Source organism: Pelagibius sp., assembly GCF_965227505.1.
Classification (GTDB): domain Bacteria; phylum Pseudomonadota; class Alphaproteobacteria; order Kiloniellales; family Kiloniellaceae; genus Pelagibius.
Window position 1 is genome coordinate 233049 of the sequence record NZ_OZ245757.1, and the last position, 26994, is coordinate 260042.

Annotated in this window: 23 protein-coding genes; 7 read left to right on the forward strand and 16 right to left on the reverse strand. The window is 64.1% G+C overall.

The features are described 5' to 3' along the window. Positions 1-80: 80 nt before the first annotated feature. Complete coding sequence (locus ACO06P_RS01090) at positions 81-1295, forward strand: glycerophosphodiester phosphodiesterase family protein (protein WP_420348170.1); 1215 nt, start codon at positions 81-83, stop codon at positions 1293-1295. On the opposite strand, the gene ACO06P_RS01095 is transcribed toward ACO06P_RS01090, so the two are convergent. The 9 genes from ACO06P_RS01095 to ACO06P_RS01135 form a co-directional block, all read right to left on the reverse strand. Next, complete coding sequence (locus tag ACO06P_RS01095) at positions 1261-2589, reverse strand: FGGY-family carbohydrate kinase (RefSeq protein ID WP_420348171.1); 1329 nt, start codon at positions 2587-2589, stop codon at positions 1261-1263. The genes ACO06P_RS01090 and ACO06P_RS01095 overlap by 35 nt on opposite strands. Before the next feature lie 10 nt (positions 2590-2599). Next, positions 2600-3061 (reverse strand): RpiB/LacA/LacB family sugar-phosphate isomerase, encoded by a 462-nt coding sequence (locus ACO06P_RS01100; protein ID WP_420348172.1) that lies wholly within the window; start codon positions 3059-3061, stop codon positions 2600-2602. A gap of 24 nt (positions 3062-3085) precedes the next feature. Continuing rightward, positions 3086-4144 carry an NAD(P)H-dependent glycerol-3-phosphate dehydrogenase gene (locus tag ACO06P_RS01105; RefSeq protein ID WP_420348173.1) on the reverse strand — a complete coding sequence of 353 codons (1059 nt, stop codon included), beginning with the start codon at positions 4142-4144 and terminating at the stop codon, positions 3086-3088. After that, a complete protein-coding gene (locus ACO06P_RS01110) occupies positions 4144-5211 on the reverse strand; it encodes an ABC transporter ATP-binding protein (RefSeq protein WP_420348174.1) in 1068 nt (355 codons plus the stop codon). Before ACO06P_RS01110 ends, ACO06P_RS01105 begins: the two co-directional genes overlap by 1 nt. Positions 5212-5241: 30 nt before the next feature. After that, positions 5242-6573, reverse strand: a complete 1332-nt coding sequence (locus tag ACO06P_RS01115; RefSeq protein ID WP_420348175.1) for an iron-containing alcohol dehydrogenase — start codon at positions 6571-6573, stop codon at positions 5242-5244. Beyond that, the gene (locus ACO06P_RS01120) at positions 6570-8102 is read right to left on the reverse strand and encodes a xylulokinase (RefSeq protein ID WP_420348176.1); all 1533 of its coding nucleotides are present in this window, start codon (positions 8100-8102) and stop codon (positions 6570-6572) included. Before ACO06P_RS01120 ends, ACO06P_RS01115 begins: the two co-directional genes overlap by 4 nt. An 88-nt stretch (positions 8103-8190) precedes the next feature. Beyond that, entirely contained in the window at positions 8191-9699 is a 1509-nt protein-coding gene (locus tag ACO06P_RS01125) for an ABC transporter substrate-binding protein (RefSeq protein WP_420348177.1), read from the reverse strand. A 77-nt stretch (positions 9700-9776) separates the two neighbouring features. Beyond that, positions 9777-10652, reverse strand: a complete 876-nt coding sequence (locus tag ACO06P_RS01130; protein WP_420348178.1) for a carbohydrate ABC transporter permease — start codon at positions 10650-10652, stop codon at positions 9777-9779. A 3-nt stretch (positions 10653-10655) separates the two neighbouring features. Next, positions 10656-11549: a carbohydrate ABC transporter permease gene (locus ACO06P_RS01135; protein ID WP_420348179.1), complete on the reverse strand. Its 894-nt coding sequence runs from the start codon at positions 11547-11549 to the stop codon at positions 10656-10658. Positions 11550-11772: 223 nt separating this feature from the next. On the opposite strand from ACO06P_RS01135, the gene ACO06P_RS01140 reads away from it, so the two are divergent. Further along, positions 11773-12759, forward strand: a complete 987-nt coding sequence (locus ACO06P_RS01140) for a sugar-binding transcriptional regulator (RefSeq protein WP_299390763.1) — start codon at positions 11773-11775, stop codon at positions 12757-12759. 9 nt (positions 12760-12768) lie between these two features. On the opposite strand, the gene ACO06P_RS01145 is transcribed toward ACO06P_RS01140, so the two are convergent. From ACO06P_RS01145 to ACO06P_RS01170, 6 genes are all read right to left on the reverse strand, one after another. Continuing rightward, the gene (locus ACO06P_RS01145) at positions 12769-13545 is read right to left on the reverse strand and encodes an SDR family NAD(P)-dependent oxidoreductase (protein ID WP_420348180.1); all 777 of its coding nucleotides are present in this window, start codon (positions 13543-13545) and stop codon (positions 12769-12771) included. A 13-nt stretch (positions 13546-13558) separates the two neighbouring features. Further along, positions 13559-14329, reverse strand: a complete 771-nt coding sequence (locus ACO06P_RS01150; protein WP_420348181.1) for an L-iditol 2-dehydrogenase — start codon at positions 14327-14329, stop codon at positions 13559-13561. Beyond that, entirely contained in the window at positions 14326-15330 is a 1005-nt protein-coding gene (locus ACO06P_RS01155; protein ID WP_420348182.1) for an ABC transporter ATP-binding protein, read from the reverse strand. The genes ACO06P_RS01150 and ACO06P_RS01155 overlap by 4 nt, the downstream gene beginning before the upstream one ends. An 11-nt stretch (positions 15331-15341) precedes the next feature. After that, positions 15342-16172, reverse strand: a complete 831-nt coding sequence (locus ACO06P_RS01160) for a carbohydrate ABC transporter permease (protein WP_420348183.1) — start codon at positions 16170-16172, stop codon at positions 15342-15344. Positions 16173-16185: 13 nt separating this feature from the next. Beyond that, the gene (locus ACO06P_RS01165) at positions 16186-17064 is read right to left on the reverse strand and encodes a carbohydrate ABC transporter permease (protein ID WP_420348184.1); all 879 of its coding nucleotides are present in this window, start codon (positions 17062-17064) and stop codon (positions 16186-16188) included. Positions 17065-17174: 110 nt separating this feature from the next. Then, the gene (locus ACO06P_RS01170; RefSeq protein WP_420348185.1) at positions 17175-18491 is read right to left on the reverse strand and encodes an ABC transporter substrate-binding protein; all 1317 of its coding nucleotides are present in this window, start codon (positions 18489-18491) and stop codon (positions 17175-17177) included. A 235-nt stretch (positions 18492-18726) separates the two neighbouring features. On the opposite strand from ACO06P_RS01170, the gene ACO06P_RS01175 reads away from it, so the two are divergent. Further along, entirely contained in the window at positions 18727-19704 is a 978-nt protein-coding gene (locus ACO06P_RS01175; RefSeq protein ID WP_420348186.1) for a sugar-binding transcriptional regulator, read from the forward strand. A gap of 41 nt (positions 19705-19745) precedes the next feature. Here the strand turns inward: ACO06P_RS01175 and ACO06P_RS01180 are convergent, their stop codons facing one another. Then, positions 19746-20942, reverse strand: a complete 1197-nt coding sequence (locus ACO06P_RS01180; protein WP_420348187.1) for a glycosyltransferase family 2 protein — start codon at positions 20940-20942, stop codon at positions 19746-19748. Between the two features lie 296 nt (positions 20943-21238). Here ACO06P_RS01180 and ACO06P_RS01185 point away from each other — a divergent pair, with 296 nt between their 5' ends. From ACO06P_RS01185 to ACO06P_RS01200, 4 genes are all read left to right on the forward strand, one after another. After that, complete coding sequence (locus ACO06P_RS01185; protein WP_420348188.1) at positions 21239-22534, forward strand: glycosyltransferase; 1296 nt, start codon at positions 21239-21241, stop codon at positions 22532-22534. A gap of 63 nt (positions 22535-22597) precedes the next feature. Next, the gene (locus ACO06P_RS01190) at positions 22598-23641 is read left to right on the forward strand and encodes a glycosyltransferase family 2 protein (RefSeq protein ID WP_420348189.1); all 1044 of its coding nucleotides are present in this window, start codon (positions 22598-22600) and stop codon (positions 23639-23641) included. A 17-nt stretch (positions 23642-23658) separates the two neighbouring features. Next, positions 23659-25161, forward strand: coding sequence for an oligosaccharide flippase family protein (locus ACO06P_RS01195; protein WP_420348190.1), 1503 nt, complete (start codon positions 23659-23661; stop codon positions 25159-25161). Between the two features lie 204 nt (positions 25162-25365). Next, positions 25366-26952, forward strand: coding sequence for a polyphosphate kinase (locus ACO06P_RS01200; RefSeq protein WP_420348191.1), 1587 nt, complete (start codon positions 25366-25368; stop codon positions 26950-26952). Positions 26953-26994: the final 42 nt, after the last annotated feature.

The window sequence follows — 26994 nt, forward strand, 5'->3', positions numbered from 1 at the left end:
TGTCATGCGAACGTCATTTGCGATTCACGCTTCCCTGAGCCACTAACGCCGTGTTGAATACGGGAAGATGGAGGCCGCAGATGAAAGCGTTGAAGGTGATGTGTCTGGTGCTGGGCGGGGCTGCGGCGGCGGGGTCCGTACAGGCCGAGACGATCCAACTGGGACCGCGGCCCTTCTTCCTGATCGACCAGATGGATGACGGCGTCCTGAAGTCCAAACTGCTGTCCTGCGCCGAACGGGACTTTGAGCGGAAGCTCTTCTCCATCGGTCACCGCGGCGCACCGCTGATGTTCCCGGAGCATACGGTCGAGTCCAACGTGGCGGCGGCGCGCATGGGGGCGGGGATCCTGGAATGCGATGTCACCTTCACCAAGGACAAGGAACTGGTCTGCCGCCACGCGCAGGACGATCTGCACACGACCACCAACATTCTGGCGTCGCCCTTGGCGCCCAAATGCACGGCGGGCTTCACACCGGCCGGGAACGGCGCCGATGCCAGTGCCGAATGCCGGGCAAGCGACGTCACCCTGGCCGAGTTCAAGACCCTCGTCGGGAAGATGGATGCGGCGGACAAGCGCGCGCAGAGCGTCGAGGAGTACATGGACGGCACGGCGGCGTGGCGCACCGATCTCTACGCCGCCAGCACGGGGACGCTGATGACCCATGCGGAGTCCATCGACCTTTTCCGCACGCTGGGCGCCAAGTTCACGCCGGAACTGAAGGCGCCCGCCGTCGAGATGCCCTTCGAGGGTTTCTCCCAGGAGGACTACGCCCAGAAGCTGATCGACGAGTACAAGGCCGCCGGCGTTCCGCCTGAAGACGTCTGGGCCCAGTCCTTCAATCTGAACGACGTTCTCTACTGGATCGAGAACGAGCCGGAGTTCGGCAGGCAGGCGGTCTATCTGGACGGCCGCTACAACGTCGAGGGCTTCGATCCCATGAAGCCGGAGACCTTCGCGCCCAGCATGCAGGAACTGGCGGACCGCGGCGTGAACTACATCGCCCCGCCGTTGTGGGTGCTGGTGACGGTGGCGGAGGGCGAGATCGTGCCTTCCACCTATGCCAGGGAGGCGCGCAAGGCGGGCCTGAACCTGATCACCTGGACGCTTGAGCGCTCCGGCCCGCTGGGCGGCGGCGGGGGCTGGTACTATCAGTCGATCAAGGAGGTGACCCGCTCCGACGGCGCCATGTTCGAACTGCTGCACGTTCTGGCCCAGGACGTTGGCGTCAAGGGCGTCTTTTCCGACTGGCCGGCGACGGTCACCTACTACGCGAACTGCATGGACCTGCATTGAGGCTGACGGCGCCCTGATATCCAAGGCGGGCCAGGCGCGCCGCGCCGTAGGCGGCCTCGGTCTGCGGGGCAGTGCCGACCGGCAGGCCCATGACACGCTCTCGGATCCGGGTCCAGGCCGCATTGGCGGCACCGCCGCCGACGGTCAGGACCCGCGCGACCGGCGTTGCGCCCAGGCTCGCCAGGCGCCCGTAGGCTTCCCGCTCGATCCGCGCGACACCCTCGAGAAGGCCCTGCAGGAAGACGGCGTCGTCTTCGGGACGGGGGGAGACCGAGGGCTGCATGTCCGGGTCCGCGACTGGAAACCGCTCCCCCGGGGCCGGAAGCGGATAGTAGGAAAGGCCGGTCGGCGCTTCCGGGCGCAGCTGCGGCGTCAGACGTTGCAGCTCCTCTACCGGAAAGTGGCGTGCAATGGCCGCGCCGCCGGTGTTGCTGGCGCCACCGGCCAGCCAGTGGCCGAGCAGACGGTGGCTGTAGACCCCGAACTCCGGCGCGAAAACCGGATCGGCGGAAACGAGTTTTACGGTCAGGGTGCTGCCGAGCGAGGTGACGGCCATTCCCGGCTCGAAGCGGCCCGCGGCCAGGAAGGCGGCATTGCCGTCGGTGGTTCCGCGGACGACCAGGCAGTCAGCGGGCAGGGCATAGCGTTCCGCCAGGTCCGGTCGCAAGGGGCCCAGCGGTTGGCCGGCAGGCTCCACTTCAGGCAGAAGCGAGAGATTGAAGCCGAGATCGGCCATCCAGGCGGGCCAGCGCTGCGCCACGGCATCGAAGCCGAGCTTCAGGCAGTTGTTGAAGTCGCTCTGGCCGTAGCGGCCGGTCAGCCTGCCCGCAATCCAATCTGCCTGGTGCAGGGCGAAGCGGGGCAGGGTCGCTCCTGTCTCCTCAAGGAGCCCCAGCAGCCGCGCGAGGGCGCCGCCGGTTCCGCGCGCCATACTGTCGGCCGGCGCCACGGTGTCGATCCGGCGGCCCTGGGCCACGGCGCTGCGGTCGTTGTACATGCGCGCGGGGGCAAGCGGTTCCCCGGTTTCATCGCAGACAAGAATGGTGCCGGAGGTGCCGTCGACCGCGAGCGCGGCAACCGTATGCAGATCGGCTTCGCGGCCGAGACGGACCATCAGTCCGTCGACGGCCTGCCACCAGAGGGCCGGGTCCTGACTGACACGCCCGTCTTTCTGGTCGGGCGGGGGCAGGGAACACTGGAGCTGCGTGAGGATCCGGTCCTGACCGTCGGTCAGGACAATGCGGACGCCGCTGGTGCCAAGGTCGACCCCGATGTAGCGCGCATCTGCGGTCACAGGCCGGACCCTAGCGGTCCAGGGCTTCGAGCTTTGCCACCTTGGGGGCCGAACGGCCGCCCTGAAACTCGTTGCTGAGATAGATGTCGGTCAGCATCCGCGCGACGGAAGTTCCGATGATCTGGGCGCCGAAGGTGATCACCTGTGCGTTGTTGGAGGCGATGGCCCGCTCGGCCGTGTAGGGGTCCATCACGCAAACCGCGCGGACACCCGGCACCTTGTTGGCTGCAATCGCCATGCCGGCGCCGGTGCCGCAGACCAGGATGCCCCGCTCGAACTCGCCGCCGGCGAGGCGGCGTGCCAGCTCGGCGCCGATATCCGGGTAGTCGACAGGGTTCTCGCTGTCGACGCCGATATCCGTGACGCTGAGCCCCTGGGATTCCAGGTGCGTCTTCAGCGCGTTTTTCAACTCAAGGCCCAGATGGTCACATCCAAGGCCAACGCTTTTTGCAAGGCTTTTTGCGGTGGTCATCGCTCTTCCTTTCCGGGCAGGCCGTCACGCAAAGCGAATGGCGGTAAAGTCCAGGGACAGCGGTCCGCCATCGCGGATGGTCGCAATCAGCGTGCGGGTCATCGGATAGTCCAGAGGATCCAGTTGCCCATCCGCGAAGGCTTTTTCCAGGGGCGCGGCGAGGACGAGGGCGGTGTCGGCCCCTTCCACCGTCTCGCCGGCGAGCGGGCCGCCGAGCGCTTCCTCCAAGGTCATGTCCTCTCCCAGGTGAAATCCCAGGCGGCTGTTGCGGCCGCCGCCGACGGTGACATTCAGGTCGCCGAGCCCGGCCAGCCCGTAGGCTGTCTGCGGCTGCCCGCCGAACCAGCGGGTCAGGGCAGCCATCTCCCGCACCGCCTGCGTGAAGGCGGCGGCGGCAGGGTTCATCGCCTGCGGCTTTGTAGGTTGCGGATTGATCTCCGGATAGCGTGTCAACATGGCACTGACGGCAATGGCGAGGAAGTTCTTCAGGGCAGCGCAGACCTCGACCCCCTCCAGGTCGTCGCTGAGAGCAACCCTGTAGTAGTCGGTCTGCATCACAGCCCGAAGCGCTTCCAAAACCTGACGGTCCAAACCCGCATAGACGACGGCGGTCGGTTGCCGGTCGGCGAGTTCCTTGGCGATGCAGGGGCCGCCGATACCGACCACCATGCCCGGCGTCATGCCGATATCGGCCAGCGCCTCCGCGAGGCCCCCGGCGAAGGAGCGCAATTGGCCGTTCCAGGGCTGCAGACCCTTGGTAACCAGAGCCAGGGGGCGCGGCGCGGTCAGAAACCGTTTCAGCTTGTCCGTCGCCCAGTCGATGCCGGGACTTGAGACGCCGACGATGACGAAATCGGCGTCGCGCAGGTGAGCTTCGCTGAGCGCATTGATCTCCAGCGGTTGGACGGACGGCGGCAGCGGGGCGTTGAGCTTTGGGTGGCCGTTGCGATCTTTTCTCAGAGCCTCGATGATCCGGCCGTCGAGATGGGTCCCGACCAGGGTCACCTGATGCCCGTTGTCGAGGGCGGGCACGGCTATGGCGCTGCCCATGACACCGGCCCCGAGAATCAGAACCCGTGCCATCAGCCGATCCGCTTTTCGCTGTCGGCATCGAAAAGATGCAGGGCGGCCGGGTTGATATCGAGTGCGCAAGTATCGCCGGGTCTGGCGCGGTAGCGTCCCTGAACCACGGCGCGCAGTTCCTGCCCATCGGCCGATAGAAGGATGTGCGATTCGGCACCGGTGCTCTCCACCAGGATGACCTCGCCCTGCACCGTCCCTTCGGGGGCGACGGAGACATCGACGGGCCGGATGCCGCAGACAACCGACTGACCCGGGCTCGCGCCGCAGTCCGCCGGCAGGGGCAGGGCGACGCTGCCGGACTGAAAGACTGGCGACCCGCCCTCGGCCCGCACCGCGCCTGTGAGGAAGTTGATGGAGGGGGAACCGATGAAGTCGGCGACAAAGCAATTGGCCGGGCGGTCGTAGATCTCCTCCGGCGTGCCGATCTGTTCGATGTTGCCGTCACGCATGACCACGATGTCGTCGGCCATGGTCATGGCCTCGATCTGGTCGTGGGTCACATAGATCGTCGTCGTCTGCAAACGGTCGTGCAGGCGGCGGATCTCGTAGCGCATCTGGCCGCGCAGTTTGGCATCCAGGTTCGACAGGGGTTCGTCGAAGAGGAAGACCTGCGGATGGCGGACCAGGGCCCGCCCCATGGCGACGCGCTGGCGCTGGCCGCCGGAAAGCTCCTTTGGATAACGATCGAGATAGGGGCTGAGGTTCAACAGGTCCGCGGCCCATTCGACCTGGCGGCGGATCTCTTCCTTCGCGTGCTTGCGGACCTGCAGGCTGAAGGCAATGTTGTCGTAGACCTTGAGCGTCGGGTAGAGCGCATAGTTCTGAAACACCATGGCGATGTCGCGGTCGCGCGGATGCACCTGGTTCATCCGCGCACCGCCGATGCGGATCTCCCCTTCGGCAATGCTTTCCAAGCCGGCGGTCATACGCAACAGGGTGGTCTTGCCGCAGCCCGAGGGCCCAAGCAGGACGACAAAGCGCTGGTCGGCGATGGTGAAGGAAATGTTCTCCATCACCCGGACCGGGCCGAAGCTCTTGCCGACGTTCTCGTACTCAACCGATGCCATAGTTTCTTTCCGCTATCCTCCTGCTCAGTATCAAGGATGCGCCGCCACGAAGGGCTCCAAGAGCCCGCTGTCGTCGGCCAGGTCCAGTGCCGTGAAGCGATCCCGCGTGAAACGGCCGTCCGCCAGGATCTGCCGGTAGAAGGCCGGGTCAAGGCCCAGATCCTCCGGCGTCTGCTGGCAGCCCGCCGCCGCCATCGCGGTCTGCAGGCGCTCCAGCGGCAGCATGACCTGACGCAGGGGTTCGACAAAGCCGTCCCAGTCCTGCGCAAAGCGCTCGTTGATGCGCTCCGCCATGGCGGCATCGATCGCCTTCTTGCGGGTCTGCTCGACCATGATGCCGGCCATCTCCGGCCCGTAGCGCGCGGTCAGTTCGTCATCCGGAATGGCCGTGGGGGCAACCTCCGGCGGGCTGTCGGCGCCCAGAATCTGATTCTGCAGGGCGGAGAGGGTGAGGGTGGTCACGCCGACCTGCTCGCCGTGGGAGGTGCCGGGGTGAGCCTCGCCCGCGAACATGTCGATGCAGTGGGAGATCATGTGCTCGGCCATGCTGCCGGAGTGTGTGGTGCCGGTGAAAGTCGTGCCCAGGCCCATGATCGTGGAAATGCGGGTCAGCATGGCAAGATAGTCGAGGTTGCCGGAGGTAAGTTCGCCGGCATGATCGAGCATGCCGTCCTCGTCGTAGGCCAGCAGGATGTAGGGAGAGGGTGAATAGGTGGTGTCGAAGAGCAGGTTCGACATCAGCCAGTCGACCTGGGCGGTGGTGCGGCAGATGACATCGGCGAAGGCAGCCCGCACCAGGCGCTTGGGGCAGTGAGCCAGCACCTCCATATCGATGAAGATGCCCCGCGCCGAATGACAGGTGATGGACTTCTTCATGCCTGACGAAGTGACCGAGGCCGTCGGCGTCGAGTAGGCGTTCATCGGCGAGGTCGGGAAAACCGAGTAGTCGCGGCCATCCTGGAAGGTGGCATACTTCACGCTGTCGCTGACAGTACCTGAGCCGACGGCGATCAGGGTTTCATAGCCGCGGGTCTCCGCCATCAGTTCGGCCACGCCCTCTTCACTGCAGCGTGGGTTGGCCCAGATATACTCGTCGACCTGGCCGAGCGGCTTCAGAGCCTCATAGACCCGCTTGCCGAGCACGTCCCGGGTGTTTTCGTCGCAGACCACCAGCAGCGGGCGCTTGGGATGCAGGGCGGCGATCAGGTCGGCCTCATGGCCGTCCAGGCTGGACTCGATCACGATGCTGTCGATCGGCAGCCTGACAGGCTTGCCGGTTGTCGGGTCGACCCACTCGCCGGCGACAAGCTGATCGATGACCCCGCCGTAGGATTTGGCGTGATGGATGCTGGTTGCCGTCATGCAGCAGTTCCCCGTGAAGCGAAGGCGACCAGCTTCCGGCTGGTCGCGGCGGTTGCGTCATAGAGCCCGCTGTAGATCTCCAGCAGCTCCTCGTAGTCCCTCCGGTGATCCTCGTTCGGTTCGACGGCCGTTGTTTTCCCGGCCATGGCTTCGGCGGCCTCGACGATAGAGCCGTACCAGCCGGCGCCGTAGCCCGCGATCATGCCCGCGCCCAGCGCGGAGGCCTCGACGGTGTCGGAGATCTGCACCGTCTTGCCCGAGGCATCGGCCAGCATCTGGCGCCAGAGCGGGCTTGCCGCGCCGCCGCCGATGGCTAGGTACTCCGTGATGTCGAGCTTCGCGTTCTTCTCCATCAGGCGGGTGCGCATGACCTGATCCAGGGTCATGCCCTCCAGAAGGGCGCGGTAGACATGGGCGGGCCCGTGTCCGCCGCCGAAGCCGATGAGACAGCCGCGCGCCGCCGTGTCCCAGTGGGGGTCCATGACACCAGACCAGTACGGCAGGGCCATGAGCCCTTCGCAGCCACGGGGAATGGCTTCGGCAGCTTCTTCCAGATCCGAGAAAACGTTCGGGTTGCTGCGCCCCTGCGGGGTGAAGCGGTCGACGAACCAGTTGATGAGGAAGGCGCCGGAGCGCAGGCAGTTCTCCAGAATGTAGCCTTCGCCCTGGGCGGCGATCTCGGTGCGCCATGCCCGGTCAAAGGCGTAGGTGGGCGACCAGACGCCGGAAACCACGGCGGTGCCCAGGTTGATGTAGGCGCGGGTCGGCGCCGTGCAGTTGGTGCCTAGCCCGGCAAGCTGGCCGTCGCCGCCGGCCGCAAAGACCGGTGTTCCGGGTTGCAGGCCCGTGGCGGTTGCGGCCTCGTCGTTCACCTCTCCGAGCAGTGTGCCGGGTGCAAAGGCCGTCGGCATCTGTTCTTCCCGCAACTCCAGGGCGGCCAGAATCTCGGGCGCCCAGCGTTTCTCAACGAGATCGAACAGCCCCATGGGGTCGGCTGAGATCCAGCCGGTCTTCAGGGCGCCGCAGAGACGCTGAACCAGAAACGACTGGACGTCGGTGAAGCAGGCCGTACGGGCGAAGACCTCCGGTTCGTGGCGTTTGAGCCAGAGGTAGCTGTACACGCAGGGGGTTATATCCGGAAAGCGCCCGGTGATGCGGTGGATCGTCTCGGCGCCAAGTTCGGCGCTGAGATCGTCGACTTCCTGGCGCGCACGCTCGTCAAGCCAGAGGATGCCGGGGCGCAGCGCCTGTCCCGCTTCGTCGAGCGGGACGAAAGTCTCGCGTTGGTTTGAGATCGCAAGGGCTGCGATCCGCTCCGCTTTAACCTTGGACAGCAGGTCCTCAAGCGCGATGACGCAGGCCCGCCACCAGTCCTCGCTGTCCTGCTCGAAGTGATAGAGCTGCGGGTTCGACAGGGCAAGCGGCGCTCGTCCTTCGGCCAGGGCCTCTCCCTCGCGGGTCCAGGCGATTGCCTTGGTGCTTTGCGTCGAGGAGTCGATCCCGATGACGAGGTCGCGAGAGGCGGCCATAGACCTTCAGCTTTGTTGTCCGACCACGGAAAATCCGAAAAAAAGGAGGTGGGCTGCGATCGTCTGCAGCCCACCGCCGCATCCCACTTTAACCGGATACGATCTTGTTGGTCTTCTCGGCAATGGAGTCCATTGCCGCCTTCGCACTGTCGTATTCACCGGCAAAGAAACGGCCAAGTTCAACAGGGATAGTGTCGTTTGCGAGCTCCGCCCATTCCGGCAGGTCGGGTTCGGAGCCCATGTAGTTGTCGATGGTTTCGCGAACCACATCGAGATGACGTGTCGTCCCGGGAATTCCTGGCTTGGCGTTGGCCTTCACCCGGGCGTCGTCGTAGACGCTGGTGCGGGTGGGACCGGTACCGCCGCCCAACGTGGTGATGAAGACCTGGGTGTCGGCGGAGGTCGCCCACTGGGCGAACAGCCAGGCCGCATCCGGGCTCTTCGAGTACTTGGACACCGCCAGCGAAGAGCCGCCCTGATGACCGACGCCCGGGATCTCGCCGAAGCCGGTCTGCTCGACCGTGCGCAGGGCGTTGGGGGCCGGCGGAATGGCCGCCTCCATGAGCCCGGAGACCCGCGAAGCATCGGGGTTGTCCCAGGAGGGGAAGAACTCGCCCCAGCTCAGCACCTGGCCGGCGATGCCCTGGGCCACCGACTGGCCCTGGCCGTCCCAGGTCCAGGAGGTCACGCCCGGGGGCATGTTCTCCTTCAGCCTCACCCAGTAGTCCATGGCCTCCAGGCCCTCGGCGTCGTTGCCGCTGAACTTCTGGTCCGGCCCGAAGATCGATCCGCCATGGCCCCAGAGCCAGGCCGTCCAGTCGCACTCCAGGCTGTAGTGGCCGGACTTCATCTGGCCTGTCGTGCCGTAGATATCCGGGCCTTTGGCCTTCTGGATCGCCTGCGCGTTGGCCAGGAACTCGTCCATGGTGGTCGCCACCTTCAGGCCGAGCTCGTCATAGACGTCCTTGCGGTACATGTAGATGAAGATCGGAATGTCGTAGGGAACGCCGACCATGATGCCGTCGTACATCGAGATGCCGTCGACCAGCGGGCCGAGGAAGTCGTCGAAGTTGTAGTTCGGCATCGCCAGGTCCGGCTTGGCGGCATACTTCTCGCGCGGATCGAGCACGTCGCCCGAGAAACTCGCCATCCAGCTCTGATCCAGATAGTAGAGGTCGTAGGTGCCGAGGCCGGACGCGACGTCCAGGGTCAGTTTCTGGAGCACCTGTTCCAGCGGCAGAACCTCGATCTCCACATTGATGCCCGTGGCTTCCTCGAAGAAGGGCTTCAGATGCTCGTTGATCGCATTCGACGGCGGCGTGGACTCGGTGGCGAGACGGATGGTCTGTCCCGCGAAAGGCTTCGCCGCGTCCTTCAACCAGGCCATCATGTCGGCATCGGGGACGATCTCCGCAGCCGCCGCCGTGTTGAAGACGCCGCCCCGAAATCCGAACGGCATGGTGGCGGTGAGTCCCAGCGCCCCGGCACCCAGGCCCAGCTTGCTCGCGGCGCGCAGGAACTTGCGCCGTGACAGGTCGCCGCGGACATAGCGGTCCGTGACAGAGGCAAGATACAACTTTCGATCAGACTCTCTCATCGCAACTCCTCCCTCAATCTAGGCCCAGGCGGGCCGTTCGCAGGTCAGCAGACAATCGTGGTGTCTCTTGCTCCACTTCACTGTTTCACTGATCCCAATGTGAGCCCGCGCACCAGGTTCTTCTGCACGAGCAGGATGAAAATAAAGGCCGGCAGAATGGCCGCGGTGCCGAGCGCCGCCATGTTGCCCCAGGCCGTGCCGGTCGAGGTGACGAAGGTCGAGGAGACCACCGGCACGGTCTTCAGGCCCGTCTGCGTCAGCGTCAGGACAAAGAGAAACTCCGTCCAGGAGAAGATGAAACAGAGCACCGCGGTTGCGGCGATCCCGCCCATGGCCATCGGCAGCACGAGTTTTCGGAACACCAGGAAGCGCGACGCCCCGTCGATCAGGGCGGCCTCGTCGATTTCCCGGGGGATGTCGTCGAAGAAGCTCTTCAGCAGCAGCACCGCAAGCGGCATGTTCATCAGCGCATGAATCAGGATCACGCCGTGATAGGTGTCCAGAAGGCCGAAGTCGCGGTAGATGAAGAACATCGGAATGGCGACGGCCACCGGCGGCATCATGCGGGTCGAGAGGATCCAGAACACGAAGTGGTGCTGGCCGCGAAACCGCATGCGCGAAAGGGCGTAGGCCGCCAGGGTGGCGATGACGATGGCCAGGGCCGTCGAGCAGACGGCGATGACGATGGAATCCCAGAGGCGGGGGGTCATGTAGAAGTCGCCGCCCCCCGGCAGCACCGACAGGCCCTGCTCGAAGCCCAGGGAGATGCCGAAGACCTCCTCGTAGGACTTGGCGCTGGTTTCGAAGGAGAAAACCTTGGGCGGGATCGAGAAGATCTCCCGGTCCAGCTTGATGGAGACCGTCACCCAGTAGTAGATCGGGAAAGCGAAGAGCATGACCACCGCCCAGGCGGCGAGGGCGCGGAGAATGCGCTGTCCGGGACTCAACAGCATGGGCTACCACCTGACCTTGAAGACGACGACGAAGAGGTTCGCGGCGATCAGGATGACGAAAAGCGCAAAGAGACTGAGGGTGGCGCCGTAGCCCCACTTGATGAAGCTGAAGGTCTGCTCCCAGGCATAAAGACTGAGGGTGTAGGTCGAAGTCCCCGGGCCGCCTGAGGTCATGACGAAGACGTAGTCGAACATGCGGAACAGGTCGATGCCGCGGATCAGCACCGCGATGGCAATGACCTTGCCCATCATCGGCAGGGTGAGCCGCCGGAACATTTGCCAGGAACTGGCGCCGTCGATCATCGCAGATTCAAAGGGATCGCGGGGCAGGGAGCGCAGCCCGGCCACGAAAATCAGCACCATGAAGGGTGTCCACTGCCAGACGTCGGCGACGATCACGCCCCACAGTGCCAGTGAAGGTGTGGCCAGGATCGGTGTCGCCTGGGTCAGCAGGCCCAGGGACTGCAGCGTCCAGGTGATGATCCCGAACTGGGCGTCCTGCATCAGCAGAAACATCATGCCCGTGATGGCCGGCGGGATGACCAGCGTCAGGGTGAGGACCCCGCGCAGGAAGCCGAAGCCCGGATCGTCGGAATCGATCAGCAGGGCGATCGCCATTCCAAGGACGACCTGAATGGTCAGGCAGATCCCGGTGTAAAGGAGCGTGACGGAGAAGGCGTTCCACATGCGCGGGTCGGCGAAGAGCTGGACCCAGTTGTCAAAGCCGACCGGCACCAGCTCGCGCTTGCGCGGCGCGAACTCATGAAAGGACAGGAAGATATTGTAGAAAAAGGGGTAGAGCGCGAAGACCACCAAAATCACGATCAGCGGCAGCAGCCACGGCAAGGGGTGGTCTGCGATCATGAAGCGGGGCGCGCGGATCATGCTGCCCGTCATGACGCCCGCAGCCCTCTGCGCGGCGGCCCTGCTGATTCCGGATCGCGCCGTGACGACGGCCGTGGACCCACCTCAAACCTCCCCAATCGCCGGACCGGCAGGCGGCGCCCGCGGCAGCGTTCCTTATGATTCTTGACTGCAAAGGTCGCATAACATTTTTTTCCGTGCAATATCATTTGTTCATGCTAATGCTCTCAGACCGAACGGACGAAGAGAGTGACCTATGGTTCGGGCGAACCATGATGCTCAGCGCCTCGGGGACGAGGCCCAGCGCGAGACCTGGCCCGAGCAGTTGGCGGTGCGCATCTGCTGGCACTACTACATGCTGGGGCGCACCCAGCAGGAAATCGCCGAGACCCTGGGCATCAACCGGGTGCGGGTGAACCGCCTGCTGGCGGAAGCGCGGCGGCGCGGCATCGTGCGGGTGACCATCCATTCCAAGCTGGCGGAAAACGTCGCCCTCGAGCAGCAGCTCGCCGAGACCTACGGCCTGGATCTGGTCGAGGTGGTGATCGGCGGCGTGGCCGACGAGGCGCAGCTGGCCGAGGTGCTCGGCCGTGCCGCCGCCGGCCCGCTGAGCGCCCTCTACGACGACGGCATGACCATCGGCATCGCCTGGGGTGTCACCTTGAAAGCCATGGCCCAGGCGACGGAGGACAAACCGCTGCGCGATGCGGCGGTAGTCTCAATGCTGGGCTCGTTGACGCGGCGCTCCTCGGTGGACGCCTTCGAGGCCACCACCGATCTCGCGGCGCGGCTACACGCGGAATGCTACTACCTGCCGGGGCCCATCGTCTGCGACAGCGAGGAGAGCCGCGACACGATCCTGCAGCAGCCGATGATGCGGGAGGTTTACCTGAAGACCCAGTCCGCCGATCTTGCCTTGGCCAGCGTCGGCGGGGTCGACTCCAGCACCATCCGGCGCATGGGCTTCGTCGACGATGCCGAGTTCCGCGAAGCCTCCAAGGCGGGCGCCATCGGCAATTTCCTGGGTTACTACATCGATGCCGAAGCGCAGATCCTCGATCACCCGATCAATCGCCGTGTGCTCGGCTTCCCGCCCAGCGACTTCATCAAGATTCCGCGGCGGGTGATGGTCTCCGGCGGCCCGGCCAAGGTCCCGGTATTGCGGGCGCTGCTGGAGCGCGGCTACTTCACCGATCTGGTCACCGATACCGACACGGCAAAGGCCTTGCTGGAACCCGCCTGAGCCGATCCCTTACCAGCAGGTATAGCCGCCATCGGCTATCACGACGGCGCCGGTGACCAGACTGGCGGCGTCGGAGGCCAGGAAATGGACCACCGAGGCGATCTCGTCCGGCTGTCCGACGCGGCCCATCGGCGTCATCTCCAGCCAGGTCTCGTACATCTCTGGACATTCGTTCATGCCAAAGGCGGTCAACGGGGTTTCGATATAGGTCGGGGCCACGGCGTTCACCCGTACGCCTTTGGCGCCCCACTCGGCGGCCAGGGACTTGGTCAGGTGGTGTGCGGCGGCCTTGGAGGCGTTGTAAAAGGCCTGTGGCTGCGGCTTGTTCACGATGAAGCCGGACATGGAACCGATGTTGACGATGGACCCGCTGCCCTGCTTCAGCATTTGTCGGCCGAATGCGCGGCAGCACCAGAACAGGCCGTCCAGATTGACGTTCATATGGAAACGCCAGTGTTCGTCGCTGGTGTCTTCGGCCCTCACATCGCTCTTGGCCACTCCGGCGTTGTTCACCAGCACATCCACACGGCCGTGGCGCGCGACGATCTCGGCCGCTGCGCGGTCGACGGCAGCGGACCGGGTGACATCGAGGGGCATGGCTTCCGCCTGAAGACCCAGTTCGACCAGCTCCGCGGCGGAAGCCTCGGCCCGCTCTGGATGGAGTTCGGCAATGACGACAGTGGCGCCGGCCTCCCCCAGGGCCCGGGCGCAGGCGGCCCCGATGCCTTGCCCGCCGCCGGTGACCACGGCAACGCGTCCGTCCAATTTCAGCTTTTCGAGATACATGACACCAGGCCTTTCAACTCATCCAGTTGCCGCCGTCCACGTTGAGCGTCTGTGCCGTGATATACCTTGCGTCCTCGGAGGCAAGGAAAACCGCGGGTTCGGCGACCTCTTCAGGCGCACCCATGTAGCCGAGCGGCACGGCTTCGCCCACTTCACGCTTCTTCTGTCCGACGGGCTTGTTTTCATACTTCGCAAAGAGCGCGTCCACCTGGGCCCACATCGGCGTGTCGATGACGCCCGGGGCAATCGCATTGACGCGGATCCTGTCCTTGGCCAGCTCCAGCGCCAGGGACTGGGTGATCGAGATCACCGCCGCCTTGGTCGAGCAGTAGAGTGTGATGTTGGGCTCTCCACGACGGCCTGCCTGCGACGAGAAGTTGATGATGACGCCGCCACCGCGTTTCCTCATGCTCGGCACGACAGCCTGAATGGCAAAGATCGTGCCCGCGACATTCACGTCGTACTGCCGGCGATAGTCCTCGACCGTCACCTCTTCGATGGAGGCCATGTTGAAGATGCCGGCGTTGTTGACCAGTATGTCCACACCGCCCCATTTCTGCTCGACCGAGGCGACACCAGCGGCAATCGCATCCACGTCGGTGACGTCCATCGCCACGGCCATGCCGGCCTCGCCGAGGAGCGCCGCGGTCTCCTGCGCGTCGTCGATCAGGCGGTCGGCAACGGCGACCTGCGCCCCCTCTGCCGCGTAGGCCCGACAAATGGCGCGTCCAATGCCGCGCGCCCCGCCTGTGACGACTGCAGTCTTGCCTTCCAGACGGCTCACCCGATTCTCATCCCTTGCGCGTCGAATTTATGGATCCGGTCCTCGCGGGGCGTCATATGGATTCTGTCGCCATGGCTGAAGCTGACTTCGCCGTCCGCGCGCACGGTCAGCGGATCGGTCAGACCGGAGTCATGGATATGAAAAAACGTATCGGAACCCAGATGCTCGGCCACGCCGACGACGCCCTGCCAGGGGCCCACACTGTCGGAAACCTCGATATGTTCGGGGCGAATGCCAATGGTGTGCGCGCCGTATTTCTGGGCCTCGGCACCTTCAATGAAGTTCATCTTGGGCGAGCCGATGAAGCCCGCGACGAACCTGTTGCGCGGTGACTGGTACAGCTCCAGAGGGCTGCCGACCTGCTCGATCACGCCGCCATGCAGTACGACGATCTTGTCGGCCATGGTCATCGCCTCGACCTGGTCGTGGGTCACGTAGATCATCGTGGTGTCGAGTCGCTTGTGCAGCTCGGAAATCTCGAGCCGCATACCCACCCGCAGCGCAGCGTCAAGGTTCGAGAGCGGCTCATCGAACAGGAAGGCCGCGGGTTCGCGCACGATGGCGCGGCCGATGGCGACTCGTTGGCGCTGCCCGCCGGAAAGCTGCCCGGGGCGGCGATCGATGTAATCCGCCAGGTTCAGCACGCTGGCTGCGTTGTTCACACGCCTGTCGATCTCAGCCTGATCCATCTTGGCCATCTTGAGCGGGAAGGCGATGTTCTTGCGTACAGACATATGCGGGTAGAGTGCATAGGACTGGAACACCATCGCCAACCCGCGCTTGGCCGGCGGCACTGCTGTGGCATCGTTGCCGTCGATCTGGATCATCCCGCTGGTCACATCCTCCAGTCCGGCGATCAGCCGGAGTAAGGTGGACTTCCCGCAGCCCGAAGGCCCGACGAACACCACGAACTCGCCGTCGTTGATTTCCAGATCCAAGGGCGGAATGACATTCACGTCGCCGAAGGTCTTGGTTACCTGGTTGAGCGTAATCTGTCCCATCTCCGTCTTCCCTATTTCACCGCGCCGAAGGTCAGGCCGCGGACGAGTTGTTTCTGGCTGAACCAGCCGAGGATCAGGATCGGTGCGATTGCCATGGTCGAAGCCGCGCTGAGTTTGGCGAAAAACAGGCCCTCGGGGCTGGAATAGCTGGCGATGAACGCGGTCAGCGGTGCGGCTTGGGCGGCGGTCAGGTTGAGGGTCCAGAACGCCTCGTTCCAGGCGAGGATGAAGTTCAGCAGAACGGTCGAGGCGATGCCGGGCAAGGCCATCGGCGTCAGGACATAGAGGATCTCCTCACGCAGGCCGGCGCCGTCCATCCGCGAAGCCTCGAGAATCTCAACGGGGATTTCCTTGAAGTAGGTATAGAGCATCCAGACGATGATCGGCAGGTTGATCAGCATCAGGACGAGGGTCAGCCCCAGTTGCGTGTCGAGAAGCCCAAACTGGATGAAAAGCAGATAGATCGGATAGAGCACGCCCACCGCCGGCAGCATCTTGGTTGAGAGCATCCACAGCAGGATGTCCTTGGTGCGGCGCGAGGGCACAAAGGCCATCGACCAGGCAGCGGGGACGGCGATGATGATACCCAGAAGAGTAGAGCCGCCCGCCAGGATCACCGAGTTCCAAAGGAAACGCATGTAGTCTGAGCGCTCCTGTACAACCGAGTAGTTTTCAAGCGTCCAGTCGAAGAACAGGAAGATCGGCGGGTCGCTGATCGCCTGGGCCTCGGTCTTGAAGCTGGTGAGGATCGTCCAGAGGATCGGGAAAAAGATCAGAAGGCCGATCACCCAGGCAGCGACCGTGTTGATCGTCTTGCGTTGCGTCGTGACAGCGCGGGCCATTATCCTTTCCTCCTCATGCGTCCAGGTTCTTGCCGACGATGCGCATCAGGAAGAGCGCGACGATATTGGCGAGGATGATGGCGTAGACGCCTCCGGCAGAGCCAAGGCCGACATTCTGGCTTTCCAGCACACGCTGGAAGATCAGGTAGCTGAGTGTCTTGGTGCCGAACGCGCCGCCAGTGGTGACAAAGATTTCCGCAAAGATCGCCAGGAGGAAGATCGTCTGGATCAGGACCACGATGGTGATCGCGCGACTCAGATGCGGCAGCACGATGAACCAAAACCGCTTCAGGACCGGAGCGCCATCCATTTCGGCGGCCTCCAGTTGTTCGCTGTCGAGTGACTGGATCGCCGTCAGGAGGATCAGGGTCGCGAAGGGTAGCCATTGCCAGCTGACGATCATAATCAGTGAGGGCATCGACGCCTGGCTGAGCCACTCCACGGGCGCGGCGCCGAAGAATTTCCAAAGATGTGCCAGAAGGCCGTTCACCGGGTCCATGAACATGTTCTTCCAGACCAGCGCCGACACGGTGGGCATGACGAAGAAGGGTGCGATGACGAAGATGCGAACCATGCCCTGGCCCCACATCGGCTGGTCCAGCAGGATCGCCAGCAGCACGCCGAAAACGACGGTGATGACCAGGACACCGCCGACGATGACCAGGGTCGTCTGCACACTCGGCCAGAACGAGCTGGAGGTCACGAAGCGGGTGTAATTCGCGAAACCGACCCAGTCCAGTCCATTGGCCATCGAGTCGCCGCGCATCGGCAGGTACTTCTTAAAGGAGAAGAAAAGCGTCATCGTAAGCGGCACGAGCATCCAGCCCAGAAGCAGGATCACGGCCGGCGCCAACATAAAGCGGGCTGCGGAACGCGAATGCTGGGTGGCCATTGGACAGACCTCCTCTGTCAACGCCCGAAGTGTTTAAGATTCGGGGTTGTAATCTCAAGAGAGAAAGGACCGGAGGGCGGGCGCACCCGCCCTCCGGCTGGGAGGAAGATTCAGTAGCCCGCGGCTTCCATGGCGTCAGTGGTCAGGGCCTGCGCCTTGGCAAGCGCCTCGTCCACAGTTTGCTGGCCTGCGTAGACGGCTGAGAACTCCTGGCTCACTTCGGTGGCAATACCGGCGAACTCCGGGATGGCGACGAACTGGATTCCGACATAAGGCACCGGCTGGACCGTCGGGTTCGTCGGGTCGGCGGCCTTGATGGACTCGAGCGTCTTCTGTGCGAAAGGCACCTTCTGGTACTCAGGGTTCTCGTAGAGCGAGGTCCGGGCGCCCGGCGGCACGTTGGCCCAGCCTTCGTTCGCGGCAACCAGCTCGATGTATTCCTTCGAGGTGGCCCACTCGATGAACTGCTTGGCCGCGTCAGCTTTTTGCGTGCCGGCCGGAATGGCCAGCGCCCAGGCCCAGAGCCAGTTGGAGCGTTTGCCGAGGCCGGCGTCCGGCGCCAAGGCAAAGCCCACCTTGTCCGCGACGGTCGAGTCATTGGGGTTGGTCACGAAAGATGCCGCGACGGTCGCGTCGATCCACATGCCGCACTTGCCCTGCTGGAACAGCGACAGGTTCTCGTTGAAGCCGTTGGTGGCGTATCCCGGAGGACCTGCATCGGCCATCAGGTCCACGAAGAAGTTGAGTGCATTGGCCCATTCGGGCTGATCGAACTGGGCTCTCCAGTTTTCGTCGAACCAGCGTGCGCCGAAGGAGTTTGCGGTGACTGTGATGAAGGCGCCGCCTTCGCCCCAGCCTGCCTTGCCGCGCAGGCAGATACCGTTGATCTCGTTCTCGCGGTCGGTCATCGCGCGGGCCAGTTCCGCAATCTGATCCCAGGTCGGGGCTTCGGGCATGGCCATACCGGTCGCCTCGACGAGGTCGGTGCGGTACATCACCATCGAGCTTTCACCGTAGAACGGCGCAGCGTAGAGCGTGCCGTCGTGGCTCAGACCGTCCCGCATCGCGGGCAGGATGTCGTTGACATCGTACTCCGCGCTCAGATCGTCGAGCGGAACCAGCCAGCCGTTCGAGCCCCAGATCGGGGTTTCGTACATGCCGATGGTCATGATGTCGAAGGCACCGCCCTTGGTGGAGATGTCCGTGGTCACGCGCTGACGCAGAACGTTTTCTTCCAGTGTGACCCACTCGACCTCGTGGCCGGTCTTGGCGGTGAAGTCGTCGGTATAACCCTGCATGCGGATCATGTCGCCGTTGTTGACGGTGGCGATGGTGAGAGTCTCGGCAGAGGCGAGGGCCGTCGATGCAAGAAGGACGCAAGCGCCCAGTGTGAGGCGCGGGACAAGTGCGAGTCGCGTGGGATCCATTTTAGCCTTCCTCCCAGGGTTATGAGCATGTAGGTTTTGGGCATATGCTCGTTTATTGAGCAATTGATCGCACGGGCTGATGAATAAGTCAAGCTTGTTGCTTTAAGAATTCTGCAGCATGGAGTGGCTGCGGATGTGGTGGGCATCGGAAGTGCCCAAGGCAGAATCGCTATAGTATGTCTGCCCAGTGTGTTAGGCCGTCACATTAGACCAGCATGTCAAAGGGGCTAGGCAGGTGGAAAAGACAGCCGAGAGAACGACGGACAGGCAGGCCGACCGGCGCAGGGACGACGCCGCGCGGGCGGCCTGGCTCTATTTCATTGCCGGCCGGACCCAGGATGAGATCGCCGCGCAGCTCGATCTTTCCCGCCAGGCCGTCCAGCGGCTGGTGGCGCTGGCGGTGAGCGAGAAGATGATCAAGTTCCGGCTCGATCACCCGGTCGCAGCCTGCACCGAACTGGCGGCCCGCCTGGCGGATCGCTTTGCCCTTGAGTTCTGCGATGTGACGCCGAGCGATCCGGCGGCTCCCGGCTCGACGGCGGGAATCGCGGTGGCCGCTGCGGTTCGGCTGCAACGGCTGTTGTCGCGCAAGTCTGCGGTCACGGTCTGCGTCGGCAACGGGCGGACGCTGCGGGCGGCTGTCGAAGAACTGGATACGATGGAGCGCCCCCAACACAAGGTTGTCTCCCTGGTCGGTGCGATGGCGGCGGGCGGTCAGGCCAATCCCTATGACGTGGTCATGCGGCTCGGGGACAAGGTCGGCGCTCAGCGCTATCCGGTGCCCGCGCCTGTGGTGACGGAGACGATTGCGGACCGGGAGGTCCTGCAGGACCAGCGTGCCTTTCGGGCTTTGCAGGAACTGCGCGATCAGGCCGATGCCAGTTTCGTCGGTATCGGAGAGATCGCATGGCAAGCCCCGATCCACCGCGACGGCTTTCTGAGCGATGCCGATATCTCGGCCCTGATCGAGGGCGGCGCGATCGGGGAAATCACCGGCTGGTCGTTCGATGCCGGGGGGCAGCCGCTCGACAATTCGATCAACAGCCGTGTGGCAAGCCTGCCTCTTGAAAGGCCGCCGAAGCGGCTGACCGTTGTGCTGGGCGGCGGAAAAAAGAAGGTCGTCGCCCTGAAGGCCGCGCTGACCGGCAGGCTCGCTTCAGCGCTCATTACCGACGAAGCGACGGCAAAGGCTCTGCTGACCAAGAACCCGTGAGGCCAGGGAGCCTGTGAGAGGCACTGCGTCTTGCCGCACGCTCAGCTCTCCTTCGGTCGGTTCGAGCGGCCTGTTGAGCTTAAGGCGAGTGGCGGTTGCAGCCCCCAGGAGACCAAGAGGGAGGCGAGGCGACCCGCTTCCATCGGATTGCCCGCGCGCAGTTGCTCCTTTACCCGCCACAGCAATCCCCGCGCCAGGGCCTGCGCCATCTGCCGCCCGCTGGATGCGCGTCGCGCGAGATTCTGTATGCGCCGTGAAACAGTCTTGTCGTCCAGCAGTTCCCGGCAACCGTACTTCGAAAAGACGGCACGCCGGACAACGGCTTTTTCCACATCGGATAAGGGGCTGGCCGACGCGAGCGCCGCAGACTCGAGATCATCGAGCGCCAGGGCCCAGAGTTTCTTGCGCGCCATGATGGTTGCCCGCTGCAGAAGGGCATGCCGCCGGTCCTCCGGGCTTTCGAGCGTTTTCGATGCAAGGTACTCGCGCAACTCCAATGCCCGATGACACGCGAGCAGGATCTGTTTGTCCGCCTCCATCCAGCGGTCCTCGCGCTGGTCGACGGCGAAGCGTGCGGCTGCGTGACCCCGGTCCCCGTCATGCTGACGCTGATGGAAAACGATCGCCTCCGTCGGGGCAGGCAGTGCAACGCGGGCAAGGCGGATCAGCATCTCGTAATCCTGCGACCGGGGCAGGCGTTCGTCGAAGGGCCCCACCCGGTCATAGAGCGCGCGGCGAACGAGCATGCCGGGTTGATGAACGAAGAAATCCTCGAGCGTGGCTGTCAGGAAGTCCGAGGGTGCGCAGGTGCGCCAATAGCCGGTGTCGAAGATCTCCTTGCGGCCGCTGTGCGGGTCGCCGGCAAAGCGCAGGTAGCGGCCATAGGCGAACCCGGCCTCGGGCGCGCCCTGCAGCAAGCCGGTCAGCATGGCCAGAGCCTCAGGCAGCACGAGGTCGTCGTCGTCGACAATCCAGATCAGTGGATGACGCGCCATCGACAGCGCCAGGTTGATGCCCGCCGACTTTCCCCTGTTGGCGCGCCGGACAACCTCGATCCGGCTCCCGAAAGCGCGCAGAGTCTCGTCCGTGCTGTCCTCTGATCCGTCGTTGACGACGATGATCTGTTGGGGCGGCAGCGTTTGACGGAGAAGCGCTTCCAGGCACTCCGAAACCAACGCGGCTCTATTGAAGGTCGAAACGATTGCGGTTGTCGAAAAACCTTCGCTGGATGCCGTCATGCGCTTCGGCGACGTCGCAGTTCTTTCGGACCTGCCGGCACCACAAAGGAGCATGCTGAAGTATGCAAGTGTAGATGCTTCATGAAGTCTTGCGGCGCCTCATAAACATAACTTCTAGGAAGCGATGGACTTGCAGTGAACTGGTCTGATTCGGATGTTCTTCCGACAGACGCCGCAGGAGTTGTGATCTCTATGTGTCGTTATCAATGACCGGTGGAATCGGAAGAACCGGGTGGTATCTTCGACGGCGCTGCCGGAAGGCAGCACCCATCGGCTGATTCCGGGTGACAGCGCTGTTGAAGATCGCTTTCTTCACAAATGGCTTTCCCATGATGTCGGAGCCATTCATTGCCCTGGCAGCGGCGAGTTTGATAGACCGCGGGCATGAGGTCGACATCTTCGGTCTTTCGGGTATTGAGCCGACCGGGTTTTCTTCCGATCCATCCGTGCAGCACAAGCTCCGTGATCGCTTCCGCAACGTGCACTGGCCGTCAGCCTACGGGCAGCGGCTTCTGCGGTTACCCGCCGTGTCCTGGCGGCTGGCACGCAAACGAGGCCTCGCTGCGCTACCCGTCCTGAAGCCGCAGATTTACCGCCGGGGCTGGGCAGACCTGACATCCTCCTATCAGGCCGAAGCCCTTGCGGATACCGGTCCCTACGACATCCTCCACTGCCACTTCGCCACCCTTGGGGAGTTCGTTCTGAAGCACCGGCAGGCGGGTATCCTGGAGGGACGCCTGATCGTGCACTTCCGCGGCTACGACATTTCGGAGGTGGTCGAGGCGGGGGGACCCGGGGTCTACGACTACCTCTGGGAAACGGCTGACGGTTTCGTGGCCAACTGCGCGCACTTCCGCGATCGCGCGATCGGCCTCGGGTGTCCGGCGGAGAAAATCGCGGTTGTCGGATCCGGTATCGATCTGAAGGGTTTTCCCTACCGCGACCCGCTGCCCGCCGGCCGCGGCCCGATAGAGTGCATCGCCGTCGGCCGTCTCACGCCGCGCAAGGGGGTCCACGTCGTTGTCGAAGCCCTGCGCCGTCTTGCCGCCGAAGGGCGCGCCCTGCGGCTGACCATCGTGGGGGAGGGTGACCAGCGTCCGGCACTGGAAGAGCAGGTTCGCCGGAGCGGACTTTCGGAGCGGGTGCGTTTTCTCGGCGCTTGCGATCATGGGCGGATCCAGTCGCTTCTGAACGCCAGCCACGTTTTCATAGCCGCGTCGATGACCAGTCCGACCGGCGGCGCGGACGCGCCGGTGAACACGATCAAGGAGGCCATGGCCGTCGGTGTTCCCACTTGTGCAACGCGGCATGGTGGCATTCCCGAACTGGTGGAAGAGGGGGTGACCGGCGTCCTTGCGGAAGAGGGTGATCCGGCCGACCTGGCGGCGGCGCTCGAGCGGCTGCTGTCGCGCGAGGCCGAATGGCCGGAGATGTGCCGGCGGGCCAGGGCGCGGGTTGAGCAGACTTACGGCAACGAGGCGATTACCGACCAGCTCTTGGAGGTTTACCGGCGGGCGCTGGCCTCGGGACCGCATGGCTTGGCCGAAGCCCAGCTTCCGGACCAGCTTGCCATGGCGCAACCCAGGCAGTGAGGCCGCAGGCCTTAAGACGATAGAGGAACGCGAACCATAGACGCACGACAGAAGGTGATCGAGATGTCGGAACCGACCGCACAGACGTCTGCCCTTGCCACGATTGTTGTGACGCCGCGCGAACGTTTCGGGGTGGCTGAAGAGTCCCTGCTCAGCATCGTGGACCTCACCGACGCGCCCTATGATCTGATCTATCTCGATGCCGGCAGCCCGGCGCGCATTGCCGAACGGATCAAGGCAATCTGCGAGGAGCGAGGATTTCGCTACCACCGCCAGGAAGAATTCCTCACTCCCAATCAGGCGCGCAACCTGGGCCAGCGACTGGTGACGACACGCTATGTTGTCTTCATCGACAACGATGTCATCGTTTCCAGGGGTTGGTTGCAGGCCATGATCGACTGCGCAGAGGAGACCGGCGCCGAAGTCGTTGCCCCTCTTACCTGTCAGCGTCTTCCGATCCATAGCGAGATCCATCAGGCCGGCGGGGAGTTCGCGAAGGATCTGCCGACGTTTCTGAACGCCGAACCCGGCCAGTGGCGCATGACCGACATTCATCTGCTGCAGGGTCAGAACGTCGAGGATGTCCAGCTTCGCCGGGGCGAAACCCAGTGCTGCGAGTTCCACTGCGCCCTGGTCCGAAAGGAGACCTTCGAGCGTCTCGGCGATCTGGATGAAAACCTTCTGGCGACAAAGGAACACATAGACTTCTGCATGACGGTCTGGCAGAGCGGCGGACGGGTCATGTTCGAGCCCAGCTCCGTCGTGACCTATCTCTTCCCGAGCCGCGCCCGGCCGCTGACCAGGGAAGACTGGCCCTACTTCGCGCTGCGATGGTCGCCGGTCTGGCAGCGCCGGAGCCTGGAGCACTTCCAGCGCAAGTGGTCCATGTATGACGATCCTTACTTCGAGACGCGCAAGGGCATGCTGCATTGGCGGCACATTGAAGGCATCGCAAAGCCCGTGGTTCGCCAGGTCCCGCTTGTCCGCCGTAGTTATACCGCTCAGAAGCTCGGGGTCGCGGTTGTCACCGCTGTCCTGAATCTTTGGAGTGCCCGGCTTGCCCGTAAACAGGCAGGTCTGGCCGCGTCCAGAAGTCAGAGCGGCTAGCGCGGCAAGACGATGCCATGGCCCGCGCCCAAATCCTGATCACCCAGACGGCCTGGGCTTCGGCCGGTCAGATCGTTCAGGTCGTCGCCGGCCTCGTCAGCTTGATTGTCCTGGTACGGATTCTGGGCGCGGAGACCTATGGGGTCTTTGCGCTTGGCCTGCTGTTCACCATGCTCGCGGATGTCTTCGTTGGCGGACACGCCGCAGATGGCGTCGTGCAGAAGGAAAGCCTGTCCGAGGCCGAGAAGTCCGGCATCTACGCCGCCTTGATGGCGGTGGGACTGGCGTGCGCCGCCGCACTGGTGGCTGCGGGCAGCCTGGCCGCGACTTTCTTCGATACACCCGGGCTCGCGGAAATCCTGCCGGTGATGGCGTTGCTGCCGGTTCTGACCGCCGCGGCCAGTGTTCCCAACCAGTTGCTGGTCCGGCAGCTGCGGTTCTCGACGCTGGCCAAGGTCAATGCCGTCGCCAGCGTTCTTGCCGTGTCTTTCGGAATCGCTCTGGCCTTTGCAGGCTACGGGATCTGGAGCCTGATCGGGCTGGAGCTGTTGCGGCGGTTCATCATCCTGATCCTGATCCATGTCGCTCTGCGCTGGATACCCAAGGCCCGGTTCTCGACCGGCGATCTCGTCGTCATGGGCCGTTTCGGACTGCGCCGCATCGAGAACAGGGTCTTGAGCTACATCTCGGTGCAGGCCCTGCCGCGCGGCATCATCGGCTACGTTCTCGGCACCGAGGCGCTCGGCTTCTTTGTCGTCGCGCGACGGTTCATCGATCAGCTGAATGCGGTTCTCAGCGGGCCGATGTCGGCGGTGGCCCTTCCGGCAACGGCCCAGCTGCGAAGCGAGCCGGAGAAGATCGAAAGCCTGATCGCGTCCCTCATTCGCGTCGGCACATGGACGTTCTGGCCGGCGCTCCTGGGAGCGCTCGTAACGGCCCCCTTGCTGCTGCCGCTCGTATTCGGCCGCGACTGGGCCGACACGGCCGTAGTGATGCAGGTTCTCATCCTCGCCTCCCTGCGCACTCCGCTTTCAGGCTTTGCCCCGAACGTGCTCACAGCCTATGGCGCGTTGGGAGACATCAGCCGCGCCCGGCTGATAGCGATCGCGGTGGGGGCGGTCACCTGCGGCATCGGCGCGCAGTTCGGCCTGCTCGGTGCCGTGGCGGGTCTCGCTCTCAGGCAATGGCTGCTGGCGCCGGTGCTGGCCGGCTTCGTGGCCAGACACAGCGGCGTGGCGGTCCGCCGCCAGCTTGGCGTCCTGGCCCATGCCGCGGTGCCGGCGGTCGCGATGGCCGTGATGGTGGCGGCCCTGGGCTGGGTGCTCGGGGATCGGCTGGCGCCGTCTGCAGAACTCTCAGCCCTGGTTGTGGCAGGGCTGTTCCTCTATCCGCCGCTTTGGTTGGCCTGGAACGCTCAGGCAAGGCCCAGCGCCCTGGCTGCGCTCGGTGGCCTGCTGCGCGGCGACCGTGCTGCCGCCACCCGGTCCCTGAAAGCTGTGATCGCACCCGGTCCCGGTTGACGGCCGGTGTTGGCGGCCGACACGGCCCCAGGCATCCGTCATGCACTGCGAGAACGCTCCCTGACCATTGCCGCCTGCAGTGAGGAAGCCGCCTGGACCGTCACCCCTTGTCGAAGAATTGCACAGCGTGCGATTGTGTTACGCTGTTTCCCCGTGTTGCCCGGGGTCAAGGCCGAGGCAAAGTCCCGACTGCAGGAAGAAACCATGTTTGAAACCGCCGAACTCGGCCGCGCCATCTCAAAGAAAGACTTCAAGAAGATCGCGCCGGTGCTTCGCCAGGAACTGCTTGAACTGCAGGATGATCTGCGCAAACAGCGGCACTTTCAGACAGTTCTGGTCTTTGCGGGCGTCGACGGCGGCGGCAAGGGGGAGACCGTCGGCCTGCTGAATGCCTGGATGGACGCGCGCTGGCTGATCACGCGCGCCTATGACGAGGTCAACAACGGTGACCACGACCGGCCCGAGTTCTGGCGGTATTGGCGCGACCTGCCGCCGCGTGGCCGCATCGGAATGTTCCTGAGCGCCTGGTACTCCCGTCCGGTGCTGGACTTCGTCTACGAGAGGATCGACGAGGCCGCTTTCCTCAAACAGCTCAACCGGATCGTGCGCTTCGAGCGCGCTTTGGCCCGCGACGGCGCCGTGGTGCAGAAGTTCTGGATGCATCTCAGCCGCGACGCTCAGGAACAGCGTCTGCGCAACCTGGAAAACGATCCTTTGACAAAGGCCAGGGTCACCGAACGGGACTGGGAGAACTGGCGCAACTACGATGCCTTCATCCGCACAGCCGAGCAGGTGATTTCCCGTACCAACAGGGGCATTGCCCCCTGGACGGTGGTGGAAGGCCAGGACCCGAACTACCGGGCGGTGACCGTGGCGACGATCCTGCGCGACTCCCTGGAACGGGAGATAGAGGACCGCCTGAACGAAGAGGCGATGGCGGCGGCCTGCGCACCAAGCAGCGATAAGGCCAAGTCCAAGGCGAAAGGCAAATCCAAATCTCTGGGCAAGCTCCCCAAGGCCAAGCCCAAGCCGGCTGACGATATGGGCTACCTTGCCGCCAAGTCGATCACCGTTCTCAGCAGCCTGGACATGTCGAAGCGGCTTGTCCGCGATGACTACCGTGCGCAGTTGGTCGACCTGCAGGCCAGGCTCTACAGGCAGCATTTACAGGCGAAGGCGAACGGCGTCTCGGCCATTCTGGTGTTCGAGGGACCGGACGCTGCCGGGAAGGGCGGTGCCATCCGGCGGATCAACGAAGCCCTCGATGCGCGAAACTATCAGGTCCACGGGATCGCCGCGCCGACCGAAGAGGAGAAGGCCCAGCATTACCTCTGGCGGTTTTGGCGCCGCATTCCGGCGGCCGGGCAGATCACGATCTTCGATCGCTCCTGGTACGGACGGGTCCTTGTCGAGCGCATCGAGAACCTGGCCACGGAAGACGAGTGGCGGCGGTCTTACGGGGAGATCGACGATTTCGAGGACCAGTTGATCGATCACGGGATCATCCTGGTGAAGTACTGGATTCATATCACCAAGGAAGAGCAGCTGGCGCGCTTCAAGCTGCGTGAGAAGACGCCCTACAAACGCTGGAAGCTGACCGATGAAGACTGGAGAAACCGTGACAAGTGGGATGAGTACGAGCAGGCCGTGAACGATATGGTTCAGTACACCAGCACGGCCTCGGCGCCCTGGACCCTGGTCGAAGGCAACGACAAGCGCTATGCGAGGGTGAAGGTCATCAAGACCCTCTGCGACCGTTTCTCGATGGCCCTCGGCGAAGCGCCGGAGTAGGGCGCTTCACCGGGCTCCAGCCGTGGTCCCGTATCCTTGGCG

Excerpts from the sequence above, each read along its gene's own strand:
- ACO06P_RS01190 (WP_420348189.1), top strand. The coding sequence starts at position 22,598 with ATGTCGGAACCGACCGCACAGACGTCTGCCCTTGCCACGATTGTTGTG.
- ACO06P_RS01160 (WP_420348183.1), bottom strand. The coding sequence starts at position 16,172 with ATGGCCCGCGCTGTCACGACGCAACGCAAGACGATCAACACGGTCGCT.
- ACO06P_RS01145 (WP_420348180.1), bottom strand. The coding sequence starts at position 13,545 with ATGTATCTCGAAAAGCTGAAATTGGACGGACGCGTTGCCGTGGTCACC.
- ACO06P_RS01105 (WP_420348173.1), bottom strand. The coding sequence starts at position 4,144 with ATGGCACGGGTTCTGATTCTCGGGGCCGGTGTCATGGGCAGCGCCATA.
- ACO06P_RS01135 (WP_420348179.1), bottom strand. The coding sequence starts at position 11,549 with ATGACGGGCAGCATGATCCGCGCGCCCCGCTTCATGATCGCAGACCAC.
- ACO06P_RS01090 (WP_420348170.1), top strand. The coding sequence starts at position 81 with ATGAAAGCGTTGAAGGTGATGTGTCTGGTGCTGGGCGGGGCTGCGGCG.
- ACO06P_RS01115 (WP_420348175.1), bottom strand. The coding sequence starts at position 6,573 with ATGACGGCAACCAGCATCCATCACGCCAAATCCTACGGCGGGGTCATC.
- ACO06P_RS01170 (WP_420348185.1), bottom strand. The coding sequence starts at position 18,491 with ATGGATCCCACGCGACTCGCACTTGTCCCGCGCCTCACACTGGGCGCT.
- ACO06P_RS01100 (WP_420348172.1), bottom strand. The coding sequence starts at position 3,061 with ATGACCACCGCAAAAAGCCTTGCAAAAAGCGTTGGCCTTGGATGTGAC.
- ACO06P_RS01120 (WP_420348176.1), bottom strand. The coding sequence starts at position 8,102 with ATGGCCGCCTCTCGCGACCTCGTCATCGGGATCGACTCCTCGACGCAA.
- ACO06P_RS01165 (WP_420348184.1), bottom strand. The coding sequence starts at position 17,064 with ATGGCCACCCAGCATTCGCGTTCCGCAGCCCGCTTTATGTTGGCGCCG.
- ACO06P_RS01195 (WP_420348190.1), top strand. The coding sequence starts at position 23,659 with ATGGCCCGCGCCCAAATCCTGATCACCCAGACGGCCTGGGCTTCGGCC.
- ACO06P_RS01155 (WP_420348182.1), bottom strand. The coding sequence starts at position 15,330 with ATGGGACAGATTACGCTCAACCAGGTAACCAAGACCTTCGGCGACGTG.
- ACO06P_RS01200 (WP_420348191.1), top strand. The coding sequence starts at position 25,366 with ATGTTTGAAACCGCCGAACTCGGCCGCGCCATCTCAAAGAAAGACTTC.
- ACO06P_RS01110 (WP_420348174.1), bottom strand. The coding sequence starts at position 5,211 with ATGGCATCGGTTGAGTACGAGAACGTCGGCAAGAGCTTCGGCCCGGTC.
- ACO06P_RS01125 (WP_420348177.1), bottom strand. The coding sequence starts at position 9,699 with ATGAGAGAGTCTGATCGAAAGTTGTATCTTGCCTCTGTCACGGACCGC.
- ACO06P_RS01130 (WP_420348178.1), bottom strand. The coding sequence starts at position 10,652 with ATGCTGTTGAGTCCCGGACAGCGCATTCTCCGCGCCCTCGCCGCCTGG.
- ACO06P_RS01180 (WP_420348187.1), bottom strand. The coding sequence starts at position 20,942 with ATGACGGCATCCAGCGAAGGTTTTTCGACAACCGCAATCGTTTCGACC.
- ACO06P_RS01140 (WP_299390763.1), top strand. The coding sequence starts at position 11,773 with ATGGTTCGGGCGAACCATGATGCTCAGCGCCTCGGGGACGAGGCCCAG.